This is a genomic window from Leeuwenhoekiella sp. LLG6367-2.1, assembly GCF_045055775.1.
Classification (GTDB): Bacteria; Bacteroidota; Bacteroidia; order Flavobacteriales; family Flavobacteriaceae; genus Leeuwenhoekiella; species Leeuwenhoekiella aequorea.
In genome coordinates, this window is record NZ_CP159331.1 from 900001 (window position 1) to 915126 (window position 15126).

Below are 15126 nucleotides of genomic sequence, written 5' to 3' on the forward strand. Positions count from 1 at the left end.
ATTACTAGCTAACTAAAAATTTGTTTCTCTCGTATTCTTATTATTTCCCAATATGTCAATGAACGATCGCGAGTCGCGATAGACAATTAAATCATCTATGCTACTCACCGCAAGCTCTGAAGATAATATCTCATATCTTCAGGCATTGCCTGGTGGAGAATATCGGAGTCGAACCGATGACCTCCTGCGTGCAAGGCAGGCGCTCTAGCCAGCTGAGCTAATCCCCCATTATTTAAAAGCTAGTTAACAGTTATTAGTTAACAGTACTTATAACGGCTACTCAACCTCTAAAATTTCCTTCAATATCTTTTTTATGAACTAAATGTCTCAAGCTTTAACCTAAAACATAGTATGTGCCTTAGCACACAGTAGTCTCAGGCAGACTCGAACTGCCGACCTCTACATTATCAGTGTAGCGCTCTAACCAGCTGAGCTATGAGACTGTCCTTTATTTATCAATCGAATGACTCACTAATTAAAGTGAGCCATCAATCGAAAAATATCTTGAATCAACAACATTAAAAACTAAAATAAGTATTCGAACTTTTCTTTCCTTATAGTCGCGTCTTTTCTACCCATTGGGTAGAGAAGCTCTAGAAAGGAGGTGTTCCAGCCGCACCTTCCGGTACGGCTACCTTGTTACGACTTAGCCCCAGTTACCGGTTTTACCCTAGGCCGCTCCTTGCGGTGACGGACTTCAGGTACCCCCAGCTTCCATGGCTTGACGGGCGGTGTGTACAAGGCCCGGGAACGTATTCACCGCATCATGGCTGATATGCGATTACTAGCGATTCCAGCTTCACGGGGTCGAGTTGCAGACCCCGATCCGAACTGTGATAGGTTTTATAGATTCGCTCCGCCTTGCGACGTGGCTGCTCTCTGTACCTACCATTGTAGCACGTGTGTGGCCCAGGACGTAAGGGCCGTGATGATTTGACGTCATCCCCACCTTCCTCACAGTTTGCACTGGCAGTCTTGTTAGAGTTCCCGACATTACTCGATGGCAACTAACAACAGGGGTTGCGCTCGTTATAGGACTTAACCTGACACCTCACGGCACGAGCTGACGACAACCATGCAGCACCTTGTAATCTGTCCGAAGAAAAATCTGTTTCCAAATCTGTCAGACTACATTTAAGCCCTGGTAAGGTTCCTCGCGTATCATCGAATTAAACCACATGCTCCACCGCTTGTGCGGGCCCCCGTCAATTCCTTTGAGTTTCATTCTTGCGAACGTACTCCCCAGGTGGGTTACTTATCACTTTCGCTTGGCCACCCAGCTCTCAATCGAGCCGGACAGCTAGTAACCATCGTTTACGGCGTGGACTACCAGGGTATCTAATCCTGTTCGCTCCCCACGCTTTCGTCCATCAGTGTCAATCAATTATTAGTAGCCTGCCTTCGCAATTGGTATTCTATGTAATATCTATGCATTTCACCGCTACACTACATATTCTAGCTACTTCATAACAATTCAAGACTAACAGTATCAATGGCAATTCTACAGTTGAGCTGCAGACTTTCACCACTGACTTATTAGTCCACCTACGGACCCTTTAAACCCAATGATTCCGGATAACGCTTGCACCCTCCGTATTACCGCGGCTGCTGGCACGGAGTTAGCCGGTGCTTATTCTTACGGTACCGTCATCAGCCTACACGTAGGCCTTATTCTTCCCGTATAAAAGCAGTTTACAACCCATAGGGCCGTCTTCCTGCACGCGGCATGGCTGGATCAGGCTTTCGCCCATTGTCCAATATTCCTCACTGCTGCCTCCCGTAGGAGTCTGGTCCGTGTCTCAGTACCAGTGTGGGGGATCTCCCTCTCAGGACCCCTACCTATCGAAGCCTAGGTGTGCCGTTACCACACCTACTAGCTAATAGGACGCATGCTCATCTTGTACCGTAACCTTTACTATATAAATGATGCCAATCATATAGACTATGGAGGATTAATCCAAGTTTCCCTGGGCTATACTCCAGTACAAGGCAGATTGCATACGCGTTACGCACCCGTGCGCCACTCGTCAGCTTCCCGAAGGAACTGTTACCGTTCGACTTGCATGTGTTAGGCCTGCCGCTAGCGTTCATCCTGAGCCAGGATCAAACTCTTCATCGTAGTGTTTTTTATAATATCCACGATATAAGGAAATTTAATTACCTACTCCTAAAAGTAGGTGCTCAAAATGGTTATTCTAGTCTTTAATTCAAATATTATCTATCTCTAAATAATACGCGTTGTCAATTCAATATGTCAAGGAACTTTCTCTTAATATATAAGAGAACTTCTTCGGTAGATGCTAAGGAATCGAACCTTAATTTTTATTGCCAAATCACCCTTTTTCAATGTGCGTCGCTTGCTCTGAAAGCGGCTGCAAATATACAACCTTTTTTATTTACCAAACAAACTAAAAATTATATTTTTTTTAAGCTAATTTCTAATAAATAACTCAAGAACTAAACCCAATTTCCATACCCGAAAACCGGAGGGCAAAGATAACACCCTTTTTTAATTCAGCAAGCTTTTTATTTGCTTTATTTTTATAACTCTCTTCAACGAACGTAAAACCGATTCTTATACCCGATTTTGGAGGCGCAAATATAGAACCATTATTTAACCCCGCAAGCACTTTCTTAAACTAATTTTAATATTTTTATAGAACGCCTATAAACCAATACGTTAAAACTTAAAATAATTTTAAAAGATTCTTAAAAGGCACTCCCATATAGTACCAGGGGAATTCTTGCAGGGCTTACAAAGCATCAGAAGTTCCAAATTTTCTGATTCCACTCGATCAACGACATCTATTTCACTTTTTATAATCTGCAGCTGGATCTCTGCAGGTATCTTCAATAGGAGAAGTTATATTAATCTTACTCCTATATATACATCAACTCATAAACGAGTAGCATTCTACTACAAGAAGAAATTCCAGACTAAACCAAATCGAAAGGTGAAGTCGCGGTATGGGTAGCCCGGGGCACTGAAGTAATTATTTTCCGATGCAAGTGAATTTATATGTTCAGCAATAAAGAAAATACGTGTTTGACGCACTTTCATATTGAAGAATAAATCTATCAAGGGAAAACCACCAATTTTCTGATCATTTTGAACATAAAACTCTGCTAGCACAGGATCATAACTATTCATATTATATTCAGTGAAATAATTAAAATTAAGTCCAGTCTGAATAAACAGCGCATTTTGAAACCAATTATCTGTATAGTAAAGCGTATTTCTTGTTTTTAAATCTGGCACATTTAGATAAGAGTCTCCTGAACTTACATTTTGATAAGCAATAGTATTGTTGAGTCCGAACTTTCCAAATCTAAATTCTTTATTGGCTTTAATCTTTAGATAGGTAATATTATCATTTGTCTGAAAAGAGTTTACCAATGATGACGTTGGATCTAAAGCGAAATATGCGTAATCATTGATATTCACAAAACTTGTTGAGACGTTTAGCCACTTTTCAGATATTAAATCAAGATTTATAGAACTGGTTTTTACATTATCATAAACTTCTGCATTATACCAATTGTAGTTTTCATAACTACTTTGATAAAGTAAGTGATTGAAATTTGCCGGTGCAGAATTTAAATGAATTCCCCCAGAAAATTTAGCATCTGAATTTATATTGTAACTCGCCTCAGCTTTAAAATCATAACCATCAAAATCACCTGAAATATTTGTTTGCAGCTCCCCTACTAGTTGAAAGCCCCTATATTTTTTTGAATAACCTGCACCCGCAGCAATAAGATTGCCAGATAATATATTAGGTATTCGATTGTCTTCTTGAATCAATACCGACTTATAACCATACTTATAATTAGTATGATTAATCTGAAATGAAAGACTACCCAATAAATTGTTTGAATATCTTAGCCAGAGTTTATTATTTAGGTCTGTACCATCTACCTTATCTTGTATGTCTGAAGTTACAAAGGAGTCGCCAAACAGCGCAGAAGGTGAATCTTGACGATATTCATAGTATTTATCATCATAATTAAGTATATGGCCAATTTCAATTCTATTATTTGAAATACTATCTATTTGTTTTATCAAATCGTATTTCTGATTAATATAAATACGCTGACCATCTAAAATACTTTCAGCATCTTCAAAATTGACACTTAAAATAGATCTATCGTCAAACTGACTATCATTCCCTATAAAATTTGATAAAGCCTGATCTGTTAATCCGCCATTTTCTTCATTTAGCAAATCTTGAGCAACATAATGAGCCTTTAAAATATATCTATCATTTTTTGATTGATAGTTTGTCGTGAACCTAAAATTACCAGTACTTGTTAAAATATGCTGATACTTCCCAAGACTTCGCAAGCCTTTGTAAGCAATTGAAAAATTAAACTTACGAGAAGTATTCATTGTAAAAAAAGCATCTAAATTCTGACCTTGCTCAAACACACTTTTATAATAAATTTCTGAAAGTGGCGTAGGCACTTCGTAATAAAGCATATCATCAACTTCTAAATAATTGAAATGTCTTGCCCTAGCACCAAATTGCGGCCTTATAAGTTGAGATGAAAAATCATAAATAAGCGTATTATAAGTTTGACCTTCATTTGAAAAAGGCAATAAGGCAAAATTATCTTTTCTGAGGTAGTTGTATTTATAGAATTTCTGAATAGTTAATGATGTATCAACGATAGTTGTATCATTATCTACTGTAAACATTTTATATAAATCTATAGGCGGGCGTTCTTGCTTAGTTTTAGCTTTTGGTCTTACTGAACCATTCTGAAGATCGTTCTCTGAACCTAAAGTTGCTGGCTCATCACCTTGAGCAAAAATTGAACTACAGGAGATAAGAAGTATAATAAAAAGTAAGCTATTACGCATTAAAAATGTTTAGGTCAAAAATATAGTTTTTAAATGTAAAGCTATAGGGAAAATTATGACATAAAAAAACCACCCGAGCAGGGTGGTTTTTAGATTTTAGTATCAACTATATAAATACTAGTTTTGACTAGTTATATTATTATTATCCTGTAATTCTTGTTGTGGAATTTCAAAAGTCAACTTTTCATCATCAAAAGGAATAGACACACCAACGAAAGATAAGTGATTACTTGCTCTAACAATTGTAGCCTTATTGCGCTTCATTGCTAAATAGCTCTTACCTTCACCCCAAAGTTCTAATCTTGTTTGCTTATAAATCTCATCATAAAGCGCTTGACCACTAAGTGCTGCAACATAAGAAACATCACCAACTCTATTCTCTAAGAATGTTGTTAATTTAGTTTTAGCTAAACCTTCTTGACCCGATTTTGCCAAAGCTTCAATATTTAAAAGCAATAATTCTTCATATCTCATATAAACATAATCTGCTTTAACAATTTGAGATGTACCAAAAACAACTTTATCAGAGTCATAAAATTTTAAATATGGCTGTAAATATCTTGAAGATGTTGGTGAATTTAAGAATTGACCTCTACGAATATCATCTGAAGCCATACTTTCATACAAATCTGCATCCATAGCTTTGTTATCCCCTACTGCTGCATAACTATAGGAGTATAAATCTATTTGACCCCACCAAGAAACTAAGCCCAAACCTATATCTGCATTAAGATCTACACCCCACATCCAAGATCTTGAATTCACATCATTAAAACCTCCTTTAACACCATTAACAACTTGAGTTTCGTCATTTGTTGTGTTTGGATCATCAATACCAATTAATAAAGATGCACTAGTATTAGATAGAGCTGCATTTGTTACTGTTGCAGCATCAGCCCATCTAGTTCTAGTTGACCCAAGTACGTAACCCAAAATAGTTTGTGCTATAGATATATCTACCTGCGTTTTAGAAGGGCGAGAATAACCTTCTAATAATGTAATTGCTTTTGTTAAGTCATTCTCCATAAGCTCATAAACCGCTTGAGTGGTTGATTTAGGATTACCTACAAAACCAGGCTCTGTATAGATGGGTAGTGTCTCAGAATTCCAAGAAGCTTCGACATCGTTTATCATAAACTGAGTTAGATAAAAATAAGAATGCGCTCTCATAGCTAAAGCTTGACCTAGCGTGAATTTATTATCATCACTTTCTGGCACTATATCATTACCGCCTAAACTAGCAATAACTAAGTTTGACTGGTTAATTATACGATAGTAGTAACGCCAAACCTGATAATTTTCCAATTGTGTAAAATCTAATGGAGCTTGGTATTCTGTAACTCTAGCACGATACCATCCGTAGGTGCTAGTTGATAAAGCCATATCACTACATAGCATATCTGCATATACATCATATCCTTTTTGTCCAAAATCCTGCTGAGAGGTCGTACCCCCAGTTCCAGTAGTGAACATTGTTGAATAAATCCCAGTTACAGTACCTGCTCCCACTGATGGGTTCAACAATACCGCATCTGCTAATTGATCTGCATTAATTATACTTCCTGTTGGCTCTTCTACGAGAAATTCTTCACTACAACCGACTGTTAAAACGGCAATAGAGACGAGCCCTAAAATTTGTTTAAAATAAATTTTCATATTCTTTTTTTTTTAAAATTTAGCTCTTAATCCAAAGGTAAATGTTGTAAGTGGCGCGTATAATCCTCTACCTGAGTTACCACTTTCAGATGTAGTAGGGTTAAAACCATCTCTAGCACCTTTAAAATAAAGATTATCACCAGAGGCGTATAAATTTAAACCTGCTAGACCTAATCTATCTAAAGTGTTTTTTGGAAAATTATATCCTAGAACAACATTGTTTAGTGCAATAAAATCTGTTTTAGTTAAAAATCTAGTCGATTGCGAGTTCACATTAGGAATAACTCGATCTGCAATTAAAGGAACGTCGGTGATATCACCTGGTTGACGCCATCTATTACGCACATCTGTGTGACGATTTTGAGCTGTTATTCCCCCATTATTATCGTGCATTAACTCGGCATATTGGCTGTCGTAACCCCAACCACCAACAGAATATGTAAACTGAGCTGATAAACTAAAGTTATAAAAACCTGTACTTAATCTAAATGCTCCTTGAATATCTGGAATTCCGGATTTATCAACATATTTTTGAGTAGAATTTGCATAAGTTTTAGTCGTTTGACTCGCAACATTAGCATTTGGATTCTCATCAAGGTAGGGAGTTAAAGATGGTATAGTATTTTCGCCCGCATCTAAAGTTCCATTTGAATTTGCATCATCAAAATATTGATTCCACATAGGATAACCATCTTCAGGATCTACACCCGCATACTCTCTAATGTAAAAATCATAAATTGAAGAACCTTCAGAATAACCATAAGCACCCACAATATTAAGAACTGAAGGCGCACCCGTTTCAGGATCAATCGGCATTGTTCTTATTTCATTATTATAAATCGCTCCATTTACAGACAAATCCACAAAAACATTTGAAGTTTTTAAAATATGGCCTGTAACGTCGAATTCTATACCACTATTTCTTAAAACGCCATCATTAACCGTTATTGTAGCAACTCCTGAAGAAGGTGAAATTCTCCTTGAAAAAATAAGATTATCAGTGTCCTTTACAAAATAATCAACTGTAGCGTCAATGTAAGAACCTAAACCAAACTCAACACCTACTTGATATTGATTTGCAGTTTCCCAGGTAAGCTCAGGATTTGCAAACAATTCTGGAGCAACCGCAAAATCGTTGTTTACGTTAGTAACACCAAATGTATTTATACCTGTGTAAAAATCAACACCACTTTCATCACCCGTAACACCATATGAGCCCTTAAGTTTTAAGAATTCAAATAGATTACTATCAGCTAAAAATGCCTCATTTGAAAGTACCCAAGCAGCACCAACAGATCCAAATGTTCCCCATTTATCATTTGCGAACCTTGAAGAGCCATCTCGTCTTACTGAGGCTGTTAGATAATATTTATTATCAAAATCATAGTTTAATTGACCAAAATAAGATTCTAAAGTTCTTGCAAACTTAACACCGGTCGGTTGTTGAAGATTTATAATATAATTGTCTAGTTCGAGTCCGCCAGGAATTATAGCTTTAGATTTGAACGCTGTATTTTCAGAAGTTTCAAAATCATTACTTTCATGCGCTGCTAAGAGCTCAAAACTATGGCTCCCAAAATCTTTCTTGTATCGTGCTAATTGTAAGAAGTTAATTGTTAATGTCTCATCTGTTTCTCTATAAAGATCACCTGCATTTGCAGTTGAAACTCCATAAAATTGATTACCCATTGATCTAAAAACGTTATTAGCGTATTGAGCCCCAAATGTTGTCTCAAAAGTTAAACCTTCGGCCACATCAATAACAGCATTAAAACTTGCTACTACCTCATGACGCTCAGTACCATTATAATCATATTTAGCAGAAGCAATTGGGTTCAAATTATTAGCGTTTGGCCTGTTTCTAAAACCAGAATTCCCACCGTAATCATATTGAAAGCCTCCATAAATTGGATCTGGAACTAACTCACCGTTATCATCTCTTAAAAAAACAGGATAAAAAGGATTTATTTTATCCGCAAATTCAAATAAGTTCTCAGCACCGTCGGTCTGACCATTAGCTAGACGCTCAGAATAAGTGTAACCTAAATTTGCACCAATATTTAACCATTCTTTAATGTCAGAATTTATATTCATCCTAGTGGTATAACGCTTGTAATTTGTTTTAATCGCATACCCATTATCGTCTAAGAAACCAGCAGAAATAAAATATTTCGACTTTTCATCACCACCACCCATTCTCAAGTTAGCTTCTGTTCTGTAAGCCGAATCAAATGAAAGATCTTCAAAGCTTTCAGGATTATATTTTCGTGTTACCCCTTGTCTTACTTGACCGGTAGCAGGATCAATTAATTCTGCTCCATTTGCAACATTCCACATATTATATCCAGGAGCTAAAATGGTTGTAAATAAAGTATTATTCACCGTACCAATTGGGTCTGCATTTCCATTTAAACGTTCACGGTTAACTTTTGCCTCCCACACTAGACCTATAGATTCTTCAGGTGATCTAATAACATCATATCTAGGTAATATTTGAGTATTTATACCAGTCTTTACGTCTACTTCAATAAAATTCTCTGAGCTATTACCCTGTTTTGTAGTAATTAAAACAACCCCGTTTGCTCCTCTTGAGCCGTAAATAGCAGTTGCAGAAGCATCTTTAAGGATAGTTGTAGACTTGATATCTGATGGGTTTATAGCATTTAAGCTACCAGAAAAAGGAACACCATCAACTACATATAAAGGATCCCTGTTACCATTTACCGAGCCAAAACCACGAATACGAACTGTAGAAGTTGTACCTGGCTGACCTGATGTATTAATAACAGAAACACCTGCGGCTTCACCTGCTAATGATTGTGTAACGTTGGCATAGTTTTTTAACTCTATGTTTTCAGCCTTAATTGTTGTTGCAGTACCTGCGAAAGCCTCTCTTGTAGATGTACCATACCCTACAACTACAACTTCATCTAAAGCCTCGCCAGCTTGAAGAGAAATATTAATAGTACTAGACGCTCCTATGGATATTGTCTGTTTTTGAAAACCTATATAAGAAAAAACTAATTTATCACCTTGATTAGCGGTGATTGAATAATTCCCATCAAAATCGGTTTGTGTTCCTGTATTAGTCCCCTCAACGAGAACATTTACTCCTGGTAATGCCACTCCGTCTGGATCAGTGATCGTCCCTGTAACTGTTTTTTGCTGAGCGAACGTTAACTGTGTGATAAACAGTAAACAAAGCGCAAAGCACCATGTAATTTTTGATTTCATAAATTTATTTATTTGAATTTGCCTTCACAAACATCCTAAAACTTTGTTAGAATTGCAACAAAAACCGTTAAACAATCCTTAAATTAACATAAACAATACATAATTTTGGAGCCTTATTTGAATTATTATTACAGTTTTATTGATCAAACTGTATTTTTAATACTAATACTTTAAAAATAAATTACAATACAATAAAACTCAATCTCCTCGTTATCAGCCTAATATTTAATATAATAGCTTCTAATATTTCCTTTTACAAATGCCTTTAAAACTTTTCTCTCAAACAAAATTTTTAGAATGTGGAACTGACGAAGCTGGTAGGGGATGTTTAGCAGGACCGGTAACAGCCGCAGCCGTAATTCTACCATCAAATTTCAAAAATGAATTATTAACAGATTCTAAGCTGCTTTCACATACCAAGCGTGAACTACTGAGATTAATAATTGAAGAGCAAGCTGTTTCTTATAGTATAGCACACGTTTTTCCGGAGAGAATTGATGAAATCAATATTCTTAATGCAAGCTTTGAGGCAATGCACATAGCAATTTCTCAATTAAAAAAAACTCCACAACACATAATAGTGGATGGTAATAGATTTAAAGAATATACAGGTTATACCCATAAATGCTATATTAAAGGAGACAGTAAGTATATGTCTATCGCTGCTGCATCTATATTAGCAAAAACAGAAAGAGATCGCTATATGCAAGGACTTCATGAGGTTCATCCTAATTATAATTGGCTAGAAAATAAAGGGTATCCTACAAAAGCCCATCGAGCAGCTATAAGTAAACATGGCCCTACCATATATCACCGTAAAACGTTTAAACTTTTACCTAGCGAGATAAAATAGAATTCTGAGGTTTTGTTATAAGAATTGCTTCTCTAGACTTCATATCTTTACGTCATTATTAAAGTACTATAGTTTATGAAGAAAATCATTTTGGTCGTTGCCCTACATCTTTTAATGGTTAATTGCGCTCAACAACCCGAAGCAGACACTGATCTTCTACATTTAATACCTCAAAAATCTGCTGCTATTTTGCGCGTTCCTAAATGGGAGAGCTTAAAAAATAGCTTAAAAGCAAATGAATTTTCTAATAGGATAAAGCCTACTGGTTTTAGCCATACTCTTAGCAACTACGCTAAAATACTTTCACGTTTCAATCCTAAACAGGAAAGTTACATCTCCTTTGTTGCTCTAGGAGAAAATGATTATGACATAGCTTTATTTACTGAAGTCTCTGAAAACCTAATTCCTCAAGACTCTTTATTCCGTGAAAATTTGATTAAGACCGATTATGAAGGAACAGTCATCAGTTCATTTAAGGATGAAGGTATCGAGGTTTTTTTCATAACAACAAATAATATCCTAATCGCTAGTACCTCTAAGTTAATTTTAGAGAATACCATCTTACAAGGCAATACCGGCAGGGACCCTATCGATGCGTCTCTGCAAAAAATGATTAAAACTAGTGATGCGCAGCAACCTAACCTCTACATCAAAGGCACCTATTTTAAACGGATATTTAAAGATTTATTTCCTTTATATAAGTTTAGAACAAGAGAAATTCCATTTGAGTGGGCAGCTATTGATTTAAACTTAAATACTAAAGAAAACCAGTTTAGTGGTGTTATAACCGCAGATGATCAACAAGATCATACACTAAACCTTTTAAAAAATCTAGAATCAGGCGAATTTAGAGCTGGGAATGTAATACCTATTTCAAGTAGAGCATTTACAAGCTTGCATCTTTCTGATTGGAACCAATACAAGGCTAATCTGGCTACTAAAAGAAATAGTTCTTTGAAGGAATTTACATTTCCAATAGAGGAATTTTTCACGACTTTAGACGAAGTCGCTATTTCTTATACAGACACCGATGCAATTATTATTGCTCATAGTTCAGATACTAAAAATTCGGAAGATGCATTGGCACCTGTTTCCACAAAAAACTCAGTGCACAGAGAAGTTCCTATCTATTCAATTTCAGATTCTTTGGTTTTTGGGAGTCCGTTCTTAGAACTATTAAATCCCCCGGCAGTATATGTCTATTGCAAAGTAGATTCCTATTTTGTATTTGCTAAAACAATTAGTGAGCTTGAGGATGTTATTGCAAACAAACAAAATGGCGCTGTGATTAGTAGAACTCCCGCTTACAAGCAACTAGTAAATAAGTTAAGTGATCAATCTACACTATTCTTATATGCTAATAATGATGCACAGAGAAAATATCTATCTACAAAATTAGGCAAAACGGAATCTAACATATTAACAGATGTTAATCTTGATGATTATCCCAACAGTGCTATTCAATTTATTCAAGCAGATAATTTTACATATGTAAATGGCGTAATTAATAAGTTCTCTAATACAACTGAAGTTTCTCAAGTTACTCAAGTAGCTAGTATTAAACTCGATCAGGATCTTTTAGATAGTCCGCAGTTATTAGAAAATTATAGAACAAAAGGTAAAAATATTTTAGTTCAAGATGTTTCTAATACTTTGTATCATATTGATGCTAGCGGAAAAATAGAATGGAAAAAAGAATTAGAAGGCCCTATTTTAGGAGACATTCAACAGGTGGATCTTTATAAAAATGGAAGATTACAATATGCATTTGTCACACCTAATCACTTTTATATATTAGCAAGCGATGGTGATATTGTAAAACCATTTGGATTTCAATTAGAAACTACAATTTCTCAGCCATTGGCAATATTTGATTATGATGGCAATCGTAATTATCGCTTCGTAATTACACAAGACAACGAATTGAAAATGTATGATAGTAATGCTTCAATCGTAAAAGGTTTTGATTACACAAAAGCTTCTGCAAATCTAAATTCAAAACCCCAGCACCTTCGATCTGGGTCAAAGGATTACATTATCATGCAACTTGAAAATGGACATTTAGATATACTCGATAGAAGAGGTCATTCCCGAATTGATATTTCTGAAAAGTTTAAATTTTCGGGCCTAGCTATCTCTTTACATCAAGGTAATTTCTCCTTTTATGAAGCAGACGGATCTTTAGTTACCATTTCTGAATCTGGAAAAATATCAAGAAATAAGAAGAAACTAACCTCTGGATTTCTACATACAAACATTAATTCGTTTGATGCTACTTTAAATGACACCAGGCTCATCATAAATGGCAAAGAAAAAGAACTCGAATTAGGAATTTATAAAGGCTTGAAATCCTTTATGTATAATAAGAAATACTATACTGTTCTTACAGATTTACAAACAAACAAAGTTTATCTATTTGATCAAAACGGGAATACAGTTCCTAACTTTCCTGTTTATGGTACTTCAAAAAGTGATTTAGGAAATTTAAATTCTCAAAAACTAGGACTAGTGACTAAAGGGGAATCTAATAGTATTATTATCTATCAAATTAATTAAAGTAAGATAATTATTTGTTAAAGGGTATTTACCCCTGCAAAAGCCCACACTAATTTTTATAATTTTAATTATCAAATTTTTACTAATGCCTAACTCGCTATATAATGCAGCCATTTAGTTAGACTTCATATCAATTTATACTGAATTGTCTAATTGAATAGTTAATATATAAACTACGATATATGAAGACAATTTTCCATCTTTTTAGTTGCATCTTCTTTTTCAGTAGTTATTGCAATTCACAAGAATTGTGTTCAGATTTACACCTGTTGGATACTAATACGCAATTTGAAATGCGTGCTTATGGAGCTACAGATAATCTGGTTGCTATTACGCATTATGATGTAGAAAATATTATAGAAACTGAAGATGAAAAAAAGGTGATTCTATCATCCTTCAATACAGATTCAAAAAACCCAGAAGAGCCTATTGGAAATGCGGAATATAAAATAGCTTGTAAACAAAACTCCCTTGTTTTTCATCATCGCAATATTATACCAGCATTTTTATATGATGAATATAGCAACCTAGAGCTAGATATCTCACAGGTACTATTCAAAATGCCCCTAAATATTAAAGTTGGCGATACTCTTAGCGATCTTCAATTTACTATTAAAGTTATTGCAACTCCCATTACTCAAAAATTACATTACACTTTAACAGATAGATGCGTTACCGGCAAAGAGACCATTACAACTCCAGCAGGTACATTTGATTGCATTATAATAGAGTCCAAAACAAGTTTAAAGCCAGAAAATTTAAATGCAGGTTATGTAAAACAGTACTATTCTGAGGGTATAGGCTTTGTAAAACAAATAGATTATAATTTAAAAGGACACGTATCTGGTGTAAACATTCTTACCCAGTTAGATCTTTAAACATCAGATTTAATAATTTCAGCCATAAAAAGATTTGAAAAATGCGTTAGAATTTTTTGTTTAACTTCATTTTCATCAACTTTTGCCTGACCTAGCTCTACATTTAATGAGGTTACGGCTTTCTCTTTAATTCCACAAGGCACAATATTATCAAAATATCCCAGATTTGAATTTACATTAAATGCAAATCCATGCATTGTAACCCATCTACTTGCTCGTACTCCCATTGCACATATTTTGCGCGCAAAGGGGGTTCCCACATCAAGCCAGACCCCTGTTTCTCCCGGAGATCTTTCAGATTTAATATTATAATCCTGCAATGTTAATATAATTGTTTCCTCTAACAGGCGCAGGTACTTATGAATATCAGTAAAAAAATTTTCTAAGTCCAAAATAGGATAACCCACAATCTGACCAGGACCATGGTAGGTGATATCTCCTCCTCTATTAATTTTGTAGAATGTAGCCTCCTTAGCCTTTAATTGATCTTCTGAAATCAACAAATTACTCATATCGCCACTCTTACCCAATGTATACACATGAGGATGCTCCACAAATAACAAATAGTTAGGTGTTCTTAACTCAAGCTCTTCCCGTCTATTCCTTATTTTAAGATCTAAAATCTTTTTAAATAGCTTCTCTTGATAATCCCAAACCTCTTTATAATCCCGACTACCTAAGTCTTCCAGTATTATTTCTTTATTCATAGTGCAAAGATACAATTACAAACAAGGCGTAAATTATTTTCTGTTTACAATAATTAAAGCTGCAATTATTCCAGGAATCCATCCACAAATAGTTAGCAATCCTACGATTAGTACAGAACCGCAGCCTTTATCTAAAACAGCTAACGGAGGTAAAAAAATAGCCACAAGCGCTCTTAAAAAACTCATTATTTTGATTTTTGATGATTGATGAACTATTTGACACAACTAAGAAGCTTTTGTTACAGTTATTGATTTGTCGCAAGCGAGTTGTTATATTTGCGCCTTAATAAATAAGTCTTTATAATTAAGATTTGTAATTATTTAAACGACACGTGTATTTTGAGGTAAATCCTCATCCAATTAAATTCCACTAGGTGG

8 protein-coding genes, 2 tRNA genes and 1 rRNA gene are annotated in these 15126 nt (G+C 35.2%); 3 read left to right on the forward strand and 8 right to left on the reverse strand.

The features are described from left to right. Positions 1-150: 150 nt before the first annotated feature. The 6 genes from ABVM53_RS04180 to ABVM53_RS04205 all read right to left on the reverse strand — a co-directional run bounded on the left by ABVM53_RS04180 (position 151) and on the right by ABVM53_RS04205 (position 9754). Positions 151-227, reverse strand: a tRNA-Ala gene (locus tag ABVM53_RS04180). A gap of 142 nt (positions 228-369) precedes the next feature. Next, positions 370-443, reverse strand: a tRNA-Ile gene (locus tag ABVM53_RS04185). 154 nt (positions 444-597) lie between these two features. Then, positions 598-2119 (reverse strand): 16S ribosomal RNA (locus ABVM53_RS04190). 798 nt (positions 2120-2917) lie between these two features. Beyond that, a complete protein-coding gene (locus ABVM53_RS04195) occupies positions 2918-4864 on the reverse strand; it encodes a putative porin (protein WP_405329789.1) in 1947 nt (648 codons plus the stop codon). A gap of 117 nt (positions 4865-4981) precedes the next feature. Beyond that, positions 4982-6520, reverse strand: coding sequence for a RagB/SusD family nutrient uptake outer membrane protein (locus ABVM53_RS04200; RefSeq protein ID WP_405329792.1), 1539 nt, complete (start codon positions 6518-6520; stop codon positions 4982-4984). A gap of 12 nt (positions 6521-6532) precedes the next feature. Then, a complete protein-coding gene (locus tag ABVM53_RS04205; RefSeq protein ID WP_405329795.1) occupies positions 6533-9754 on the reverse strand; it encodes a SusC/RagA family TonB-linked outer membrane protein in 3222 nt (1073 codons plus the stop codon). A 259-nt stretch (positions 9755-10013) separates the two neighbouring features. Here ABVM53_RS04205 and ABVM53_RS04210 point away from each other — a divergent pair, with 259 nt between their 5' ends. The 3 genes from ABVM53_RS04210 to ABVM53_RS04220 all read left to right on the forward strand — a co-directional run bounded on the left by ABVM53_RS04210 (position 10014) and on the right by ABVM53_RS04220 (position 14041). Beyond that, the gene (locus tag ABVM53_RS04210) at positions 10014-10607 is read left to right on the forward strand and encodes a ribonuclease HII (RefSeq protein WP_405329798.1); all 594 of its coding nucleotides are present in this window, start codon (positions 10014-10016) and stop codon (positions 10605-10607) included. Between the two features lie 75 nt (positions 10608-10682). Further along, positions 10683-13163, forward strand: a complete 2481-nt coding sequence (locus ABVM53_RS04215) for a hypothetical protein (protein ID WP_405329800.1) — start codon at positions 10683-10685, stop codon at positions 13161-13163. Between the two features lie 182 nt (positions 13164-13345). Continuing rightward, positions 13346-14041 carry a hypothetical protein gene (locus tag ABVM53_RS04220; protein ID WP_405329803.1) on the forward strand — a complete coding sequence of 232 codons (696 nt, stop codon included), beginning with the start codon at positions 13346-13348 and terminating at the stop codon, positions 14039-14041. Here ABVM53_RS04220 and lipB read toward each other — a convergent pair. After that, positions 14038-14748, reverse strand: a complete 711-nt coding sequence (gene lipB / locus ABVM53_RS04225) for a lipoyl(octanoyl) transferase LipB (RefSeq protein ID WP_405329806.1) — start codon at positions 14746-14748, stop codon at positions 14038-14040. The two genes, ABVM53_RS04220 and lipB, sit on opposite strands and share 4 nt — an antisense overlap. A gap of 33 nt (positions 14749-14781) precedes the next feature. Beyond that, positions 14782-14934 carry a YqaE/Pmp3 family membrane protein gene (locus tag ABVM53_RS04230; RefSeq protein ID WP_128758289.1) on the reverse strand — a complete coding sequence of 51 codons (153 nt, stop codon included), beginning with the start codon at positions 14932-14934 and terminating at the stop codon, positions 14782-14784. Between the last annotated feature and the right edge of the window lie 192 nt (positions 14935-15126).